The following is a 16265-nucleotide window of genomic DNA, read 5'->3' on the forward strand; positions in this document are numbered from 1 at the left end:
GGAGTCAATCAGTGTTTCGCGTGTTCAGCCGGATGGCTGCCTTCAAGGTCCGCTTTATGCTTACTGAAGCGGCGACGCACCACGACGAAGAAGACCGGCACAAAGAAGATCGCCAGCGCGGTAGCGGTGACCATTCCTCCCATTACGCCGGTACCTACTGCGTTCTGAGCGCCGGAACCGGCACCGCTGCTGATCGCCAGCGGCAGTACACCGAGGATAAACGCCAGTGAGGTCATCAGAATCGGGCGCAGACGCATACGTACCGCTTCCAGCGTCGCTTCCACCAGGCCTTTGCCCTCTTTATCCATCAAATCTTTCGCAAATTCGACGATCAGAATGGCGTTCTTAGCGGAAAGACCAATCGTGGTCAGCAGTCCGACTACAAAGTAGACGTCGTTACTGAGCCCGCGCAGGGTAGTGAAGATCAGCGCGCCAATCACGCCGAGCGGCACGACCAGCATCACCGAGAACGGAATAGACCAGCTCTCATAGAGTGCCGCCAGGCAGAGGAAGACGACAATCAGCGAAATCGCATAGAGCGCCGGGGCCTGGTTACCTGACAGACGTTCCTGATAGGACATGCCGGTCCAGTCGTAGCCGATACCGGTTGGCAGTTTCGACGCCAGCTCCTCCATCATATCCATCGCGTCACCCGAGCTTTTGCCCGGGGCAGCCTGACCGAGGATCTCCATGGAAGGCAGACCGTTGTAACGCTCCAGTCGTGGTGAGCCATACTGCCATTTCGCAGAGGAGAAGGCGGAGAAAGGCACCATATTGCCGGCGCTGTTACGCACATACCATTTGCCAATGTCATCCGGCAGCATGCGCGCATCCGCTTTACCCATAACGTACACTTTCTTCACGCGACCGCGATCGATAAAGTCGTTGACGTAGGATCCACCCCAGGCGGCGGCCAGCGTAGTGTTGATATCAGAGAGCGATACCCCCAGCGCCTGCGCTTTTTCCTGATCGATAATCAGTTTGTACTGCGGCGTATCTTCCAGGCCGTTCGGACGTACGCCAACCAGCGTATCTGAATGCTGGGCGATCATGCCAAACAGCTGATTTCGCGCTTCGGTCAGCTTTTCATGGCCCAGGTTGCCCTGATCAATCAGCTGGAAGTCAAAACCGGTGGCGTTACCCAGTTCGATAATGGCCGGCAGGTTGAACGGGAAGACCATGGCATCTTTAATCTGACCCAGTGCGCCCATGGCGCGTCCGGCGATAGCCGGTACTTTCAGATCGGCGCTGCCACGCTCATCCCACGGCTTCAGGCTGACAAACGCGATACCGGTGTTCTGACCACGGCCGGCAAAGCCAAAGCCGTTAACGGTGAACACGGAATTGACGCTATCTTTCTCTTTGGTCAGGAAGTAGTCCGTTACCTGATCCAGCACTTTCTGAGTACGCTCCTGGGTCGCACCGGCTGGCAGCTGCGCCTGCGCCAGTAACAGCCCCTGATCTTCTTCCGGCAGAAAGGAGGTCGGCAGCTTCAGGAACAGCCACGCCATGCCAAGAACAATGACCAGATAGATCACCAGATAGCGGCCGGTACTGCGGATAATATGGCTGACGCTGTCGACATAGTGATTGGTGCTTTTGTCGAACATGCGGTTGAACCAGCCAAAGAAGCCGGTGGTTTTACCATGCTCACCTTTTTTAATCGGTTTGAGCATGGTGGCACAGAGGGCAGGGGTGAGGATCAGCGCGACCAGCACCGATAGCGCCATCGCTGAAACGATGGTAATCGAGAACTGACGGTAGATAACCCCGGTCGAACCGCCAAAGAACGCCATGGGAATAAATACCGCAGAGAGCACCAGCGCAATACCGACCAGCGCGCCCTGAATCTGCTCCATGGAGCGTTTGGTCGCCTCTTTCGGCGGCAGTCCCTCTTCTGCCATAACGCGCTCAACGTTCTCGACGACCACGATGGCGTCATCAACCAGCAGGCCGATGGCGAGCACCATACCAAACATCGTAAGCGTGTTAATGGAGTAGCCAAAACCATTGATGATAGCGAAGGTACCCAGCAGCACCACCGGTACGGCGATGGTGGGGATCAGCGTGGCGCGGAAGTTCTGCAGGAACAGATACATAACCAGGAACACCAGCACAATCGCTTCAAACAGGGTTTTAACCACTTCGAAAATGGAGATTTTTACAAACGGGGTAGTGTCATACGGGTAGACGGTCTTCATGCCTGACGGGAAGAACGGCTCCAGTTTACCCAGCTCTGCTTTAACCGCTTCTGCGGTATCCAGTGCGTTAGCCCCGGTCGCCAGCTTGATACCGATACCGGATGCGGGCTTGCCGTTGTAACGGGCAATAACTTCGTAGTTTTCACCACCCAGTTCAATTTTTGCCACGTCGCGCAGACGCACCTGCGAACCATCCTGGTTCACCTTGAGCATGATGTTGCCAAACTCATCGGTTGAGGTCAGGCGGGTCTGAGCAATAATCGAGGCGTTAAGCTGCTGGCCCGGCACCGGCGGTGTACCGCCCAGCTGACCGGCAGCGACCTGGGTATTCTGCGTCTGCAGCGCGCTGATGACGTCAACCGGCGTCAGCTGATAGTTGTTCAGCTTGTGCGGATCGAGCCAGATACGCATCGCATACTGTGCACCAAACACCTGGGTATCACCTACGCCTGTGGTACGGCTGATAGGATCTTTGATATTAGAGGCGACATAGTCCGCAATGTCGTTCTGCGTCATGCTGCCATCGTCACTGACAAAACCGGCTACCATCAGGAAGCTGCTGGAGGATTTTTTAACCTGAATCCCCTGCTGCTGTACTTCCTGCGGCAGCAGCGGCATCGCCAGCTGCAGCTTGTTCTGCACCTGTACCTGCGCGATATCCGCGTCGGTACCGGACTGGAAGGTCAGCGTCAGCGTCAGCGTACCGGATGAGTCACTGCTCGAGGACATATACATCAGCCCGTCGATGCCGTTCATATTCTGTTCAATAACCTGCGTAACAGAATCCTGCAGCGTTTTTGCATCCGCACCCGGATAAGATGCCTGGATCTCAACCGCCGGTGGCGCAACATTGGGATATTGCTCAATCGGCAGGCTGATGATCGACAGCGCACCCGCCATCATAATGATGATGGCAAGCACCCATGCAAAAATGGGGCGATCGATAAAGAACTTAGCCATGTATCAACGGCTCCTGTTATGACGATGATTTAGCAGACTGAGATTCCTGGGCTGCTTTAGCATCATCTGAGACCTCTTTTGGCGTAACCTGCGCACCCGCTTTCGCGCGCTGAATACCGACGGTAATCACGCGGTCGCCCTCTTTCAGACCATCGGTAACCAGCCATTTGTCACCAAACGCCTGATTTGCAGTGATCTTACGTACTTCTACTTTGTTATCTGCGCCAACAACCATCGCGCTGGCATCACCGGTTGGCGTACGGGTCACGCCGGTTTGCGGCACCAGCAGCGCGGTTGGGTTCACGCCTTCATCCAGACGCGCGCGCACAAACATACCCGGCAGCAGACGGTTATCCGGGTTCGGGAAGATAGCGCGCAGCGTAATCGAACCGGTGGTTTCATCGACGGTGACATCGGAAAATTCCAGTGTTCCCGACTGCTTGTAAGGGCTACCATCCTGCATCAGCAGCGTGACGTTAGCTTTACCATCGGTCTGTTTCAGCTGGCCCGCTTCGAGCTCGGCGCGCAGGCGCAGAAAATCGTCACTGGACTGCGTTACATCGACATACATAGGATCCAGCTGCTGCACGGTCGCGAGCGCGTTAGTCTGACCATTGGAGACCAGGGCACCTTCCGTCACAGAGGATTTGCCGATACGGCCGCTGATAGGCGACGTGACTTTGGTGTAGGCGAGGTTGATACGGGCAGTTTCAACGTTAGCCTGGGCAGCCTGTACGGCAGCCGCAGTCTGAGCCGCAGTGGCCGCTGCGTTGTCGTAATCCTGCTGACTGATATATTTGGTGCCGAGCAGTGGCTTATAACGTTTGATGGTGAGCTGCGCTACGCGGGCATTAGCCTGCGCCTGCGCTAAATCCCCTTTAGCACTGTCGTAAGCTGCCTGATAGGTGGCAGGATCGATCTGATAAAGCGACTGGCCCGCTTTAATATCACTGCCTTCAACAAAATTACGCTTCAGAATGATACCCGACACCTGAGGGCGGACTTCTGCTACGCGAAACGCGGAAGTGCGACCAGGCAGTTCAGTCGTGACCTTCAGGGGTTCAGCTTTTAATGTGACCACCCCGACTTCCGGCGGCTGTTGCTGCTGCTGGCCGGCTTGCTGAGATTTATCATCATCACATCCTGTTAACAAAAAGCTGCCTGAAAGCATCACGGCGGCCGCCAGAGGCACTAACCCTCTGTTTTTATTCATAAATAAAACCTCTAGTGTCCGATATCAAATGATCAATGGATCACAAACCGATAAACCCATTGCTGCGTTAAAACACGGGTCATGCTATGGTACATACATTCACAAATGTATGTAAACTTGCCAGTTTGTAAAAACAGCTCCCTATGGCACGAAAAACCAAAGCGCAAGCACTTGAAACGCGTAATCAAATTCTTGATGCCGCATTAGCACACTTTTCTGAACAGGGTGTGGCCGCCACGTCGCTGGCTGATATCGCCGCAGCGGCTGGCGTCACGCGCGGTGCCATTTACTGGCACTTTAAAAATAAAGCCGATCTGTTACAGGAAATCTGGCTGCGCTGCGACGCCGGGCTGGACGATGTGGAACTTGAGTATCAGACAAAATATCCGGACGATCCACTTTCTGTAATGCGTTCGATGCTGATCTATATCCTTGACGCCACGGCAAAGGATGCGCAAAGACGCGCACTTATGGAGATTATCTTCCATAAATGTGAGTTTGTGGGCGAAATGTCAACGCTGGTGGCGATGCAGCAGGGCTTACTGCAGGCGTGTTATGACCGCATTGAAACCGTGCTGCGCAGCTGCATTGAAGCGGGACAGCTGCCCGGTGCGCTGAATACCCGCCAGGCGGCACTGCTGATGCGCGGCTATATCAATGGCATGATGGAGAGCTGGCTGTTTAATCCGCACAGTTTTGACCTGGCAGCGGAAGCGCCGCAGATCGTTGATGCGTTTCTCGATATGCTGCGGCTGAGCCCGACCCTGAGCGCGCGTTAATCTGCATGCGCGGCGGCCAGCTTCTGTTCATAGTCGCGCCGGACGATCGCCAGCGCGGCCAGCACCGTCGCGGGCGGCACCTGGTTCTCCTCCAGCAGCTGAATCAAATCGACCGCCAGCTTAATCTCATCCGGTGCGCTCTCAAGCGACATACTCTCTCCTAAATCCGTAGTTTTATTGCAACCAGCAGCATCAGCACTGCGCCTGCCATGGCGGCAGCCACGCCGGCGATATGCAGCGTGCCGATTTCACCATTCATAAAGTAGGTGGCAATATAGCCGCCAATCAGCGCGCCAATTGCGGCCAGTACCAGCCCGGGGATCATCCCGCCAGGCCTGCCGGGAAGCAGCAGGCGCCTGAGCCAGCCAGCGGCCAGGCCCGTTACTATCCAGATAATCAGCGTCATCGTTTCCTCCTTCTGGCTTATGCGTTGAGTATAGAAGTGCGGCGCTACGCCTGCGCGGCGGGCAGATCGAGCTGATAAAGCGCAGCGCGACAGCGGCTTAATCGCGCCTGCAGCTGCTCCACTTCCCGCATCAGCTGCTGCTGCACGCTCAGCGTTTCTGCCTGCGCAAGATGCGCTTCGCGCTGGCGCAGCATGGCGAGTAGCCGCGTCTCATACCCCTGATACTCAACACGCTTCTGCTGGCAAGTATCCCGCCGCGGCTGCTCCCGCCACGGCCGCAGCTGCTGGCTTTCGCATTCGCGCTGAAGTGCCGCCAGCTGATCCAGCACCCGCTGTGCCAGCCACTGCTGCTGCACGGCGCTGTGCTGTTTTTGCTGCAGATGGTGCAGATTTCGCTCCAGCTCCTGCAGATAGTCGCTCAGGCGGGTGCCTTTAGTATGAAACAGTGCGGCATCAAAGCGCGGCACTCTGCAGACGCCGTCCGGCTGCTGTGCTATACGCTGGCGCAGCGTTTCAACGATTTTTTGCAGCCGCTCAGGCGCGGAAAGGAGAGGCATCACTTCGGTTCCATGTTAACGTAAGAGCATATTCAGTATTCAGGCATCTGGCATGCAGCGTTTTCTACTGTTGAGCCTTGGCTGGCTGGCGATAGTGCTGGGCACGCTGGGCATTGTATTACCTTTACTCCCGACAACGCCATTTGTGTTGCTGGCCGCCTGGTGTTTTGCCCGTTCATCGCCGCGCTTTCACCACTGGCTGCTGTGGCGCTCGCCTTTTGGCCGCTATCTGCGTCACTGGCAGCGTCATCGTGCCATGCCGCCAGGCGCGAAAGGGCGGGCAATAGTGCTGATTATCATCACCTTTGCGTTCTCGCTCTGGCTGGTAAAGCTGTTCTGGCTGCGTCTGCTGCTGCTGGTGTTATTAGCGATACTGCTGCTCTTTATGTGGCGTATCCCGGTAGTAGCAGAAGAGACAACGCAACATTAACCGCGTCAGGGTTGCATTTAGGCCGCTGTTTGCTTAGATTTGGGCATCTTCGTGCGTGGCTTCCCTCTGTGAAACGACTTCGCTTAACCCGGTCTCCGGGTATTGGCGCTGTTGAAGCTGCGCGTTTTAGATATTTTTCCAGGCGTAACCTTTATGACCGCAACTGCGCAGCAGCTTGAACTGATCAAAAACAGCATCAAAAGTATTCACGACTATCCGAAGCCGGGCATTCTGTTCCGCGACGTGACCAGCCTTATGGAAGATCCGCAGGCCTATGCGGCGGCGATTTCCATTCTGGTTGAGCGTTATCGTGACAAAGGCATCACCAAAGTGGTGGGTACAGAAGCGCGCGGCTTCCTGTTTGGTGCACCCGTAGCGCTGGGGCTGGGCGTAGGCTTTATACCGGTGCGTAAACCGGGCAAGCTGCCGCGTGAAACCTGGCAGGAGCGCTATGAGCTGGAGTACGGTACGGATGCGCTGGAGCTGCACAAAGACGCGATTAAACCCGGCGATATCGTGCTGGTCATCGACGATCTGCTGGCAACCGGCGGCACCATTGAGGCGACGGTAAAACTGATCCGCCGCGCGGGTGGCGAAGTCAACGATGCCGCTTTTGTCATTAATCTGTTCGATCTCAGCGGCGAAGCGCGCCTGACCGCGCTGGGCGTTAACTGCTACAGCCTCGTCAGCTTCCCCGGCCACTAAGGCCTGCTGCGCTCTGCCGTTTTGCGGAGCGCAGTGCTTATCCCATACGTTACTCTGCCTGCGCCTGCCCGAGACGGGTATAGGCATATTTCGCTGTGGCTGGTAAACTACTGCCCAAATACACAGGGTTTGCGAAGCTGCATTTTTTCCCTTTTTCTGACGGTGGCTGCCGGCTGATTGCCGCGCTGCTGTGCCAACTCAATACAATCCAGTGACCACATCCACATGAGCTATCAGGTACTTGCGCGAAAATGGCGTCCCCAGGCCTTCGCAGACGTAGTGGGTCAGGAACATGTGCTGACTGCGCTCGCCAACGGGTTATCACTGGGACGTATTCATCATGCCTATCTTTTCTCCGGCACCCGCGGCGTAGGGAAAACTTCTATTGCCCGCCTGCTGGCGAAAGGGTTGAACTGCGAAACCGGTATTACCGCTACGCCCTGTGGCAAGTGCGACAACTGCCGGGAAATTGAGCAGGGCCGCTTTGTTGACTTAATCGAGATCGATGCGGCTTCCCGTACCAAAGTGGAAGATACGCGCGATCTGCTGGATAACGTGCAGTACGCGCCAGCGCGCGGTCGCTTCAAGGTCTATCTGATTGATGAAGTACATATGCTGTCGCGCCACAGCTTTAATGCCCTGCTGAAAACGCTGGAAGAGCCGCCGTCCCACGTTAAGTTTTTGCTGGCCACCACCGATCCGCAGAAGCTGCCGATCACTATCCTGTCGCGCTGCCTGCAGTTCCATCTGAAAGCGCTGGACGTTGAACAGATTCAGCAGCAGCTGAGCTATGTGCTGGAGCAGGAGCAGATTGCCGCGGAGCCACGTGCGCTGCATCTGCTGGCGCGCGCTGCCGATGGCAGTATGCGTGATGCGCTGAGCCTGACCGATCAGGCGATCGCCAGCGGGCAGGGCAGCGTCACGCGCGATACCGTCGCGCAGATGCTCGGCACGCTGGATGATGAACAGCCGCTGGCGCTGATTGAAGCGCTGGTGGAGGGCAGCGGCGAACGGGTAATGGCGCGCCTGAACCAGGCCGCTTCGCGCGGAGTAGAGTGGGAAGCGCTGCTGGTTGAGATGCTGCGGCTGCTGCATCGCATCGCAATGGTGCAGCTGCTGCCTGGCTCTCTCAATGATGAAGAGTTTAGTGAAGCGCAGCGCCTGCGTGAGCTGGCGCGTACCCTGCCGCCCGCTGACGTGCAGCTCTACTATCAGACGCTGCTGATGGGACGCAAAGATCTGCCGCTGGCGCCCGATCGGCGCCTGGGTGTGGAAATGACGCTGCTGCGCGCGCTGGCTTTCCATCCACAGGCTACACTTGCTGAACCGGTGGCGCGTCCGTCGCTGGCACCGCAGGCGGCACCGCAGGTACCTGCCGCCGCCCCGGCTGAGCAGCCCGCTGCGGCTACACAACCGCAGATGGCACCGGCTACGCAACCGCAGATGGCGCCGCCCGCTGCGCCGGCTCCGGCAGAACCGCAGGCTCCGCCTGCCGGCAATCTGCCGGACACCACCAGTCAGCTGCTGCAGGCGCGTACGCAACTGCTGCGTCAGGGGGCAGGTAAAGTAAAAAAGAGTGAGCCGGCAGCGCGTCCCGCGCGGCCGGCAAATCAGGCGCTGGAGCGTCTGGCTACGGTGACGGAGCGCGTTCAGCAGCGCGCACCCGAAACCGCAAGCGCGCCGGTAAAACCGGAGGCGTACCGCTGGAAAGCACAGCAGCAGAGTGAGGAGAAAGCGGAGCCGGTCGCAACGCCAAAAGCCTTGCGTTCAGCGCTGGAGCATGAGAAAACGCCGGAGCTGGCTGCGCGGCTGGCCGAGGAAGCACAGCTGCGTGATGCCTGGACCGCTGAAATTGCCCGGCTGACGCTGCCAAAGCTGGTGCAGCAGGTGGCGCTCAACGCGTGGAAAGATCAGCATGAACAGAGCGTGACGCTGCATCTGCGCAGCAGCCAGCGACACCTCAATTCTGCGGCAGCCCGGCAGGCCATTCAGGCTGCGCTAAGCCAGGCGGCGGGTCAGGAAGTTGAACTGACCATCGTGGAAGATGATAATCCGGCGGTGCTGACGCCGCTGGAGTGGCGACAGGCCATCTATGAAGAGAAGCTGGCGCAGGCGCGCCAGTCGCTCGCAAGTGATACCCACATTCAGATGTTGCAGCAGTTCTTTGATGCCGATCTGGATGAAGAGAGTATCCGACCCGTATGATCACGCTGTCGCGCAGAGGTTGCGCGCAGCCCCAGCAGAGAGAGAAAACTATGTTTGGTAAAGGCGGATTGGGCAACCTGATGAAACAGGCCCAGCAGATGCAGGATAAAATGGCCAAGGTTCAGGAAGAGATCGCCGCGCTGGAAGTTACGGGCGAATCGGGTGCGGGTCTGGTTAAAGTAACCATCAACGGCGCGCACAACTGCCGTCGCGTGGAAGTCGATCCCAGCCTGCTGGAAGATGACAAAGATATGCTGGAAGATTTGATTGCTGCAGCCTTTAACGATGCGGCGCGTCGCATCGATGAGACGCAGAAAGAGAAGATGGCTTCTGTCTCTTCCGGTATGCAGCTGCCGCCTGGCTTCAAGATGCCGTTCTGATGCAGACCAGTCCACTGCTTGAAACCTTAATGGAGTCACTGCGCTGTCTGCCGGGTGTAGGCCCTAAGTCAGCGCAGCGCATGGCGTTTCACCTGTTGCAACGCGATCGCAGCGGTGGCATGCGTCTGGCTCAGGCGCTGACGCGCGCGATGTCGGAAATCGGCCACTGTGCCGATTGCCGTACCTTCACCGAACAGGAGATCTGCACCATCTGCGCTAACGCCCGTCGGCAGCAGAATGGGCAGATTTGCGTGGTGGAAAGCCCGGCAGATATTCACGCCATTGAGCAGACCGGCCAGTTTGGCGGACGCTACTTTGTGCTGATGGGACATCTGTCGCCGCTGGATGGGATTGGTCCGCAGGATATCGGGCTCGATCGCCTGGAGCAGCGTCTGGAACATGAGACGCTGCAGGAGGTGATCCTGGCGACCAACCCCACGGTAGAGGGTGAAGCGACCGCCAACTATATCGCTGAGCTGTGCGGTCAGTATGGCGTTGACGCCAGCCGTATCGCGCACGGTGTACCGGTAGGTGGCGAGCTGGAGATGGTTGATGGCACCACGCTGTCGCACTCTCTTGCCGGACGTCATAAGATTAAATTCTAAGCACTCGCCGGTTTCATTCACTGAAACCGGCTTGAAAATTTTCCCGCCATCCCCATCTCTTCCTCAACGTTCGATCAACCCCGATTCTGTTGAGGTAGCAATGACCATGAAAGGACAAGAGACGCGTGGCTTCCAGTCAGAGGTAAAACAACTTCTGCACCTGATGATCCATTCCCTCTATTCAAACAAAGAGATTTTCCTGCGTGAACTGATCTCCAACGCCTCTGATGCCGCTGATAAGCTGCGCTTCCGCGCGCTTTCCACTCCGGATCTCTATGAAGGCGACGGCGAGCTGCGCGTGCGTATCTCGGTCGACAAGGAGAAACGGACGCTGACGCTGAGCGACAACGGTATCGGTATGCGTCGCGATGAGGTAATTGAAAACCTCGGTACTATCGCTAAATCAGGCACCAAAGCGTTCCTGGAGTCTATGGGCTCTGACCAGGCGAAAGACAGCCAGCTGATTGGCCAGTTTGGTGTGGGTTTCTACTCCGCCTTTATCGTTGCTGACAAAGTGACCGTGCGCACCCGCGCTGCCGGCGCACAGGCCAGCGAGGGCGTGTTCTGGGAGTCAGAAGGCGAGGGCGAATATACCCTGGCAGAAATCGAAAAAGCCGATCGCGGTACCGAGATCACGCTGCATTTCCGCGCAGGGGAAGATGATTTCCTTGACGCCTGGCGCGTGCGTAACGTCATCAGCAAATATTCCGATCACATCGCACTGCCGGTAGAGATCGAAACCAAAGATGAAGAGAACGACACCGTAACCTGGGAGAAGGTCAACAAAGCCCAGGCGCTGTGGACGCGTAATAAAGCGGAGATCAGCGACGACGAGTACAACGAGTTCTACAAGCACATTGCACATGACTTCAGCGATCCGGCTATCTGGAGCCATAATCGCGTGGAAGGCAAGCAGGAGTACACCAGCCTGCTCTACATCCCGCAGCGTGCTCCGTTCGATATGTGGAACCGCGACAGCAAGCATGGCCTCAAGCTTTATGTACAGCGCGTGTTTATTATGGATGACGCTGAGCAATTCATGCCGAACTACCTGCGCTTTGTGCGCGGTCTGATTGACTCTAACGATCTGCCGCTTAACGTCTCACGTGAAATTCTGCAGGACAGCCGTGTCACCCAGAGCCTGCGCGCCGCGCTGACTAAGCGCAGCCTGCAGATGCTGGAAAAACTGGCAAAAGATGATGCAGAGAAGTATCAGCAGTTCTGGAAAGAGTTTGGTCTGGTACTGAAAGAGGGACCGGCAGAAGATAGCGCCAATCAGCAGGCGATTGCTAAACTGCTGCGTTTTGCCACCACGCAGAGCGAAGGCAGCGAGCAGAGCGTATCGCTGGATGACTACCTGAGCCGCATGGTTGAAGGTCAGGAGAAGATCTACTACATCACGGCGGACAGCTATGCCGCGGCGAAAAGCAGCCCGCATCTGGAGCTGTTCCGCAAAAAAGGCATTGAGGTACTGCTGCTCTCCGATCGTATCGATGAGTGGATGATGAGTTATCTCACCGAGTTCGAAGGTAAAACGTTCCAGTCAGTAAGCAAAGCTGATGAGTCGCTGAGCAAGCTGGCGGATGAAGAGACCGAAGAGCAGAAAGAAGCGGAAAAAGCGCTGGAGCCGTTTGTTGAGCGCGTGAAAACGCTGCTGGGCGAGCGCGTTAAAGAGGTGCGACTGACGCATCGTCTGACCGATACGCCTGCTATCGTCACCACTGATGCTAACGAAATGACCACCCAGATGGCGAAGCTGTTTGCCGCCGCCGGTCAGGATGTTCCGGAAGTGAAATATATCTTTGAGATCAATCCGGAGCATGGCCTGGTGAAACGCGTAGCGGATACCCAGGATGAGGCGCGCTTTGCCGAATGGGTTGAACTGCTGCTGGATCAGGCGCTGCTGGCTGAGCGCGGTACGCTGGACGATCCTAACCAGTTTATCCGCCGCATGAACCAGCTGCTGACGGCGTAACGCCGCACAGCGCGAAGCGAATAAAACAGCTAAGGGCGCCATTAATGGCGCCCTTTTTTATGGCGTCAGCACTGCGCCTGCTCGCTGAGCCATGCGCGAAACAGACGGATCTCTGCATTCTGCTCGCGCGAGCGTTTGGCCATCATCCAGGTCGCGCGATCGATGCGCACAAAGCCCAGCGGCGCAATCAGCGCGCCCGCTTCCAGCTCCTGCTGCACCAGCAGTCGCGGGGCCATAATGATCCCCAGACCGCTTCTGGCGGCCTGAATAGCCAGCATCAGATTATCAAAGTGTTTGCCACGCCAGAAATCACCGCGTGCGCCGCTGTTTTTTGCCCACTCAGCCCAGGCGTGCAGCCGGGTATCCGCATGCAGCAGCGGCAGCGTTTGCAGATCGCGCGCGCTCTGCAGGCGTTCGGCGTAGTGGGGCGCACAGAGCGGCCCAATCGCGTCATCGCTGATAAGCGTGGCTTCAATATCATCATCGGGCTGCTGCTCATAACTCAGGATCAGCACATCGGTGTGTTCACTGCGCAGCTGATCGATCTCAACCAGTGACTGAAACTGCACGTCGATATCCGGGTAGCGCTGATAGAAACTGCTGATACGCGGGATCAGCCACTGAGAGAGAAAGCTGGGCGCACAGGAAACAGAGAGGTGATGCCGCATACCGGTACGTATGCTTTCGCAGCTGGTGGCGAGTTCGCTGAACGCTTTCTGACAGCTGACCAGCAGGCGTTCGCCATGCGAGGTGAGTTTGACGCGTCCGTTAGTGCGTACAAACAGCGGTTTGCCCATCCAGCTCTCCAGCTGGCGCACCTGATGGCTGACGGCGCTGTGGGTGACATGCAGGGTTTCCGCTGCCGTACTGAAACTGCTGTGCAGCGCTGCCTGATGAAAATAGCGCAGCGCCCGTAGTGACGGAAGCGCGGTCATACTCGTCCCTTGTGTAAAAACCTAACAGGGATTGTCAGTTTATATCATTTTAATGTCCAGCCGCATTGCCCTAACCTCTGCTCCAGATTCTGGCAGGTTGACGGGACGGGCTGGCTATGTATCAGCCACGCGTTTTATCTGCCGGAAAGCACCACTTCGCAGCTAATACAGGGAAACGTTACGCGATGGCCTCACAAAACGCCTCTGCCAGGGCGGCGATATGCGATCGGCTGCGCAGCCAGCTATCCCGCTACTACCGGCTGGAAAATTACGATCTCTTCTTTGCGCCCACGCTGCATATTGCGCGGGTGGTGCTCTCTCAGCTTTTTTTACGCCAGGAGCAGGCGCGTAATCAGACACGCTACGCCTCGCACCATCCGGTCAGCGAGCTGAGCGTGCTGCCCGCCGTCCCGATGATGGCGGGAAATATCGCCCTGATAGAGCATGTGGATCTGGCGGAAGGGCGGGTGCGCTCGCTCGACGCCTGCCAGAGTCAGGGCGTGACCGACGCTTCCGGGTCGTTTGCCAGCGCGCTGCACAAAACGCTGATTGCCGGCTCCCATCTGTTTGTCGCACACCTGAACCACCATGCAGCGCTGAGCGACGATCTGGTACTGATTGCGCTGCGCACGACAAAATTCAGCACGCTGGTGCGCAGCGAACTGCGGCTGATAGAGCAGGGGCTGGCGCTGGGAAGCGCGCCGCAGCAGGCGCTGACGATGATGGAGAGCGCTGAGTGGAAGCCGTTTAATATCGCCATGGTTGACCGGTTTGCGCTCGAAACGCCGCTACCGCTCGCCTCACTGCAGCAGCCCGGTTTGCCATTTGCCCTGATTGATCTGCCGCCGGCGCTGCATAATGTTACCCTGCCGCCGGAGATCCGGCGGCTGCCCGGACGTTTGCTGATCCCGGCCAGCCTGCGCGGCAGCGGCAGCAAACATACAAACGTCACCGCGACGCTGAAAAAGCAGCTGAAAGCGTTGTTGCTGCGTAGCCTGAATTCCTAAAATCAATCCCTCAGCTGGCGCTTCATCCCAAAGCAGGTCACAGTAGGCGGGCCAGTGATAGCGTGCCCGTTGCCTTGTGGCTGGCGGGTCATAATGGTATGTTCTTGGCCTTCATAGATTGATCAATGCGATTCGCAAGGGGAATTACGCAATGCGTATTATTCTGCTCGGGGCACCGGGCGCAGGTAAAGGCACTCAGGCTCAGTATATTATGGAGAACTACGGTATTCCGCAGATCTCTACCGGTGACATGCTGCGCGCCGCAGTAAAAGCAGGCACCGAACTGGGCCAGCAGGCGAAAGCCATCATGGATGCCGGTAAACTGGTGACTGATGAACTGGTGATTGCGCTGGTTAAAGAGCGTATCGCGCAGGAAGACTGCAAAAACGGCTTCCTGCTCGATGGCTTCCCACGCACCATCCCGCAGGCTGACGCCATGAAAGAAGCGGGCATCAAAGTCGATTACGTGCTGGAATTTGCCGTGCCGGACGAGCTGATCGTCGATCGCATTGTGGGCCGTCGCGTGCACGCGCCTTCTGGCCGCGTGTACCACATCAAAAACAAGCCACCAAAAGTGGAAGGTAAAGATGATGTGACCGGTGAAGAGCTGACCACGCGTAAAGACGATCAGGAAGAGACCGTGCGTAAGCGCCTGGTTGAGTATCATGAGCTGACAGCGCCCCTGATCGCTTACTACAGCAAAGAAGCGGAAGCGGGTAATACCGCCTATCACAAAATTGACGGCACCCGCCCGGTGGCTGACGTCAGCGAAGAACTGCGCCGTATCCTCGGCTAAGTACCAAAAGGGCCGGATGCCTGGCCCTTTTACAGCAATTGCTTTTCCCGCCCGTGATTTCCGCTACAATTTCCCCCGATTCACCACTCTTCGTTGCGATATCAAGGAAACAGAATGAGGCAAGATAAGCCCGGTGTTCTGCTGGTTAACTTAGGCACACCTGAAGCACCTACCACCCCGGCGGTGAAACGCTATCTGAAGCAGTTCCTCGGCGATCCGCGCGTGGTTGATACGCCGCGCTGGCTATGGTGGCCCATCCTTAATTTTATTATTCTGCCGTTTCGTTCGCCGCGCGTGTCGAAACTCTACGCCTCCGTCTGGATGGAAGAGGGATCGCCGCTGATGGTATTCAGCAAGCGGCAGCGTGCCGCGCTGGCGCAGCGCGTGGACATGCCGGTCGAGCTGGGCATGAGCTATGGTCAGCCGAGCCTGGACGGAGCGGTACATCGCCTGCTGGATCAGGGCGTCACGCACCTGATTGTGCTGCCGCTCTATCCGCAGTTCTCCTGCTCTACCGTTGCCGCCGTGTGGGATGGCCTGGCCAGCAGCTTTAAACCGCTGCGCTCGCTGCCGCAGGTCTCCTTTATTCGCGACTATGCTGAGCATCCGGCTTACATTGCCGCGCTGAAAGCCTCCGTTGAGCGCTCGTTTGCCCGTCACGGCGAGCCGGATCTGCTGGTGCTCTCTTACCACGGCATTCCGCAGCGTTTCGCCAATGAAGGCGATGATTATCCGCAGCGCTGTAAAGATACCACCGCCGCACTGGCGGCGGCGCTGAACATTGCTCCTGAAAAAATCATGATGACCTTCCAGTCGCGCTTTGGGCGTGAACCGTGGCTGATGCCCTACACCGATGAGACCATGAAAAGTCTGCCGGCCAAAGGCATTAAGCATGTGCAGGTCATGAGCCCCGGCTTTGCGGCGGACTGTCTGGAAACGCTGGAGGAGATCAGCGGTGAAAACTGCGAAATTTTCCTGCATGCAGGCGGCGAAAAATTTGAATATATTCCCGCGCTTAACGCCGATGACGAGCACATTGAGATGATGGTACAGCTGGTCAACGCGCGCCGCTAAGCGCATCAGGCAGAGAGTATGATATGCTTCTCTGCCT

General features: G+C 57.2%; 16 protein-coding genes and 1 other annotated feature. Of the genes, 10 read left to right on the forward strand and 6 right to left on the reverse strand.

Features of this window, described 5'->3' with window-relative positions:
- Positions 1 to 8: 8 nt before the first annotated feature.
- Both B4056_RS03810 and B4056_RS03815 read right to left on the reverse strand, forming a co-directional pair.
- Entirely contained in the window at positions 9 to 3161 is a 3153-nt protein-coding gene (locus tag B4056_RS03810; protein ID WP_094111510.1) for a multidrug efflux RND transporter permease subunit AcrB, read from the reverse strand.
- A 16-nt stretch (positions 3162 to 3177) separates the two neighbouring features.
- Positions 3178 to 4374, reverse strand: coding sequence for an efflux RND transporter periplasmic adaptor subunit (locus B4056_RS03815; RefSeq protein WP_039383010.1), 1197 nt, complete (start codon positions 4372 to 4374; stop codon positions 3178 to 3180).
- Between the two features lie 143 nt (positions 4375 to 4517).
- Here B4056_RS03815 and acrR point away from each other — a divergent pair, with 143 nt between their 5' ends.
- Positions 4518 to 5153, forward strand: a complete 636-nt coding sequence (gene acrR, locus B4056_RS03820) for a multidrug efflux transporter transcriptional repressor AcrR (protein WP_094111511.1) — start codon at positions 4518 to 4520, stop codon at positions 5151 to 5153.
- Here the strand turns inward: acrR and rsmS are convergent.
- Genes rsmS through priC form a run of 3 tightly spaced genes read right to left on the reverse strand, consistent with a single transcriptional unit; the run spans position 5150 to position 6116 of the window.
- Complete coding sequence (rsmS, locus tag B4056_RS03825; protein ID WP_071668940.1) at positions 5150 to 5305, reverse strand: pleiotropic regulatory protein RsmS; 156 nt, start codon at positions 5303 to 5305, stop codon at positions 5150 to 5152. The genes acrR and rsmS overlap by 4 nt on opposite strands.
- 8 nt (positions 5306 to 5313) lie before the next feature.
- Complete coding sequence (locus tag B4056_RS03830) at positions 5314 to 5559, reverse strand: GlsB/YeaQ/YmgE family stress response membrane protein (protein ID WP_094111512.1); 246 nt, start codon at positions 5557 to 5559, stop codon at positions 5314 to 5316.
- A 44-nt stretch (positions 5560 to 5603) separates the two neighbouring features.
- Complete coding sequence (gene priC / locus B4056_RS03835; RefSeq protein ID WP_288653894.1) at positions 5604 to 6116, reverse strand: primosomal replication protein PriC; 513 nt, start codon at positions 6114 to 6116, stop codon at positions 5604 to 5606.
- A 52-nt stretch (positions 6117 to 6168) separates the two neighbouring features.
- Here priC and B4056_RS03840 point away from each other — a divergent pair, with 52 nt between their 5' ends.
- From B4056_RS03840 to htpG, 6 genes are all read left to right on the forward strand, one after another.
- Positions 6169 to 6546 carry a DUF454 family protein gene (locus B4056_RS03840; protein WP_039383014.1) on the forward strand — a complete coding sequence of 126 codons (378 nt, stop codon included), beginning with the start codon at positions 6169 to 6171 and terminating at the stop codon, positions 6544 to 6546.
- 153 nt (positions 6547 to 6699) lie between these two features.
- Positions 6700 to 7251: an adenine phosphoribosyltransferase gene (gene apt / locus B4056_RS03845; protein ID WP_039383017.1), complete on the forward strand. Its 552-nt coding sequence runs from the start codon at positions 6700 to 6702 to the stop codon at positions 7249 to 7251.
- Between the two features lie 225 nt (positions 7252 to 7476).
- Positions 7477 to 9456, forward strand: a complete 1980-nt coding sequence (gene dnaX, locus B4056_RS03850) for a DNA polymerase III subunit gamma/tau (RefSeq protein WP_288653896.1) — start codon at positions 7477 to 7479, stop codon at positions 9454 to 9456.
- Positions 8801 to 8862: a sequence feature (DnaX frameshifting element), on the forward strand. Its footprint overlaps the gene before it by 62 nt.
- A 50-nt stretch (positions 9457 to 9506) precedes the next feature.
- On the forward strand, positions 9507 to 9836 hold the full coding sequence (locus B4056_RS03855; RefSeq protein WP_031377860.1) for a YbaB/EbfC family nucleoid-associated protein: 330 nt from the start codon (positions 9507 to 9509) through the stop codon (positions 9834 to 9836).
- Positions 9836 to 10441, forward strand: coding sequence for a recombination mediator RecR (gene recR / locus B4056_RS03860; protein WP_039383019.1), 606 nt, complete (start codon positions 9836 to 9838; stop codon positions 10439 to 10441). The genes B4056_RS03855 and recR overlap by 1 nt, the downstream gene beginning before the upstream one ends.
- 100 nt (positions 10442 to 10541) lie before the next feature.
- Positions 10542 to 12416: a molecular chaperone HtpG gene (htpG, locus tag B4056_RS03865; protein WP_071668943.1), complete on the forward strand. Its 1875-nt coding sequence runs from the start codon at positions 10542 to 10544 to the stop codon at positions 12414 to 12416.
- Positions 12417 to 12481: 65 nt separating this feature from the next.
- Here htpG and B4056_RS03870 read toward each other — a convergent pair whose 3' ends face one another.
- Positions 12482 to 13351 carry a LysR substrate-binding domain-containing protein gene (locus B4056_RS03870; RefSeq protein WP_071668944.1) on the reverse strand — a complete coding sequence of 290 codons (870 nt, stop codon included), beginning with the start codon at positions 13349 to 13351 and terminating at the stop codon, positions 12482 to 12484.
- Positions 13352 to 13536: 185 nt separating this feature from the next.
- On the opposite strand from B4056_RS03870, the gene B4056_RS03875 reads away from it, so the two are divergent.
- The 3 genes from B4056_RS03875 (at position 13537) to hemH (ending at position 16228) form a co-directional block, all read left to right on the forward strand.
- The gene (locus tag B4056_RS03875; RefSeq protein WP_071668945.1) at positions 13537 to 14358 is read left to right on the forward strand and encodes a DUF6024 family protein; all 822 of its coding nucleotides are present in this window, start codon (positions 13537 to 13539) and stop codon (positions 14356 to 14358) included.
- Positions 14359 to 14509: 151 nt separating this feature from the next.
- A complete protein-coding gene (gene adk / locus B4056_RS03880; RefSeq protein WP_039383025.1) occupies positions 14510 to 15154 on the forward strand; it encodes an adenylate kinase in 645 nt (214 codons plus the stop codon).
- Positions 15155 to 15268: 114 nt separating this feature from the next.
- Positions 15269 to 16228 carry a ferrochelatase gene (hemH, locus tag B4056_RS03885; protein ID WP_039383026.1) on the forward strand — a complete coding sequence of 320 codons (960 nt, stop codon included), beginning with the start codon at positions 15269 to 15271 and terminating at the stop codon, positions 16226 to 16228.
- The last annotated feature ends 37 nt before the right edge of the window (positions 16229 to 16265 follow it).

This window comes from Pantoea sp. UBA7232 (genome assembly GCF_002473195.1).
Lineage (GTDB): Bacteria > Pseudomonadota > Gammaproteobacteria > Enterobacterales > Enterobacteriaceae > Pantoea > Pantoea eucrina.

What these genes read in the sequence shown, in the direction of transcription:
- priC (WP_288653894.1), bottom strand. Translation starts at nt 6,116, where the DNA reads ATGCCTCTCCTTTCCGCGCCTGAGCGGCTGCAAAAAATCGTTGAAACG.
- dnaX (WP_288653896.1), top strand. Translation starts at nt 7,477, where the DNA reads ATGAGCTATCAGGTACTTGCGCGAAAATGGCGTCCCCAGGCCTTCGCA.
- hemH (WP_039383026.1), top strand. Translation starts at nt 15,269, where the DNA reads ATGAGGCAAGATAAGCCCGGTGTTCTGCTGGTTAACTTAGGCACACCT.
- B4056_RS03830 (WP_094111512.1), bottom strand. Translation starts at nt 5,559, where the DNA reads ATGACGCTGATTATCTGGATAGTAACGGGCCTGGCCGCTGGCTGGCTC.
- B4056_RS03840 (WP_039383014.1), top strand. Translation starts at nt 6,169, where the DNA reads ATGCAGCGTTTTCTACTGTTGAGCCTTGGCTGGCTGGCGATAGTGCTG.
- B4056_RS03875 (WP_071668945.1), top strand. Translation starts at nt 13,537, where the DNA reads ATGGCCTCACAAAACGCCTCTGCCAGGGCGGCGATATGCGATCGGCTG.
- B4056_RS03810 (WP_094111510.1), bottom strand. Translation starts at nt 3,161, where the DNA reads ATGGCTAAGTTCTTTATCGATCGCCCCATTTTTGCATGGGTGCTTGCC.
- rsmS (WP_071668940.1), bottom strand. Translation starts at nt 5,305, where the DNA reads ATGTCGCTTGAGAGCGCACCGGATGAGATTAAGCTGGCGGTCGATTTG.
- recR (WP_039383019.1), top strand. Translation starts at nt 9,836, where the DNA reads ATGCAGACCAGTCCACTGCTTGAAACCTTAATGGAGTCACTGCGCTGT.
- B4056_RS03815 (WP_039383010.1), bottom strand. Translation starts at nt 4,374, where the DNA reads ATGAATAAAAACAGAGGGTTAGTGCCTCTGGCGGCCGCCGTGATGCTT.
- B4056_RS03855 (WP_031377860.1), top strand. Translation starts at nt 9,507, where the DNA reads ATGTTTGGTAAAGGCGGATTGGGCAACCTGATGAAACAGGCCCAGCAG.
- adk (WP_039383025.1), top strand. Translation starts at nt 14,510, where the DNA reads ATGCGTATTATTCTGCTCGGGGCACCGGGCGCAGGTAAAGGCACTCAG.
- acrR (WP_094111511.1), top strand. Translation starts at nt 4,518, where the DNA reads ATGGCACGAAAAACCAAAGCGCAAGCACTTGAAACGCGTAATCAAATT.
- apt (WP_039383017.1), top strand. Translation starts at nt 6,700, where the DNA reads ATGACCGCAACTGCGCAGCAGCTTGAACTGATCAAAAACAGCATCAAA.
- htpG (WP_071668943.1), top strand. Translation starts at nt 10,542, where the DNA reads ATGACCATGAAAGGACAAGAGACGCGTGGCTTCCAGTCAGAGGTAAAA.
- B4056_RS03870 (WP_071668944.1), bottom strand. Translation starts at nt 13,351, where the DNA reads ATGACCGCGCTTCCGTCACTACGGGCGCTGCGCTATTTTCATCAGGCA.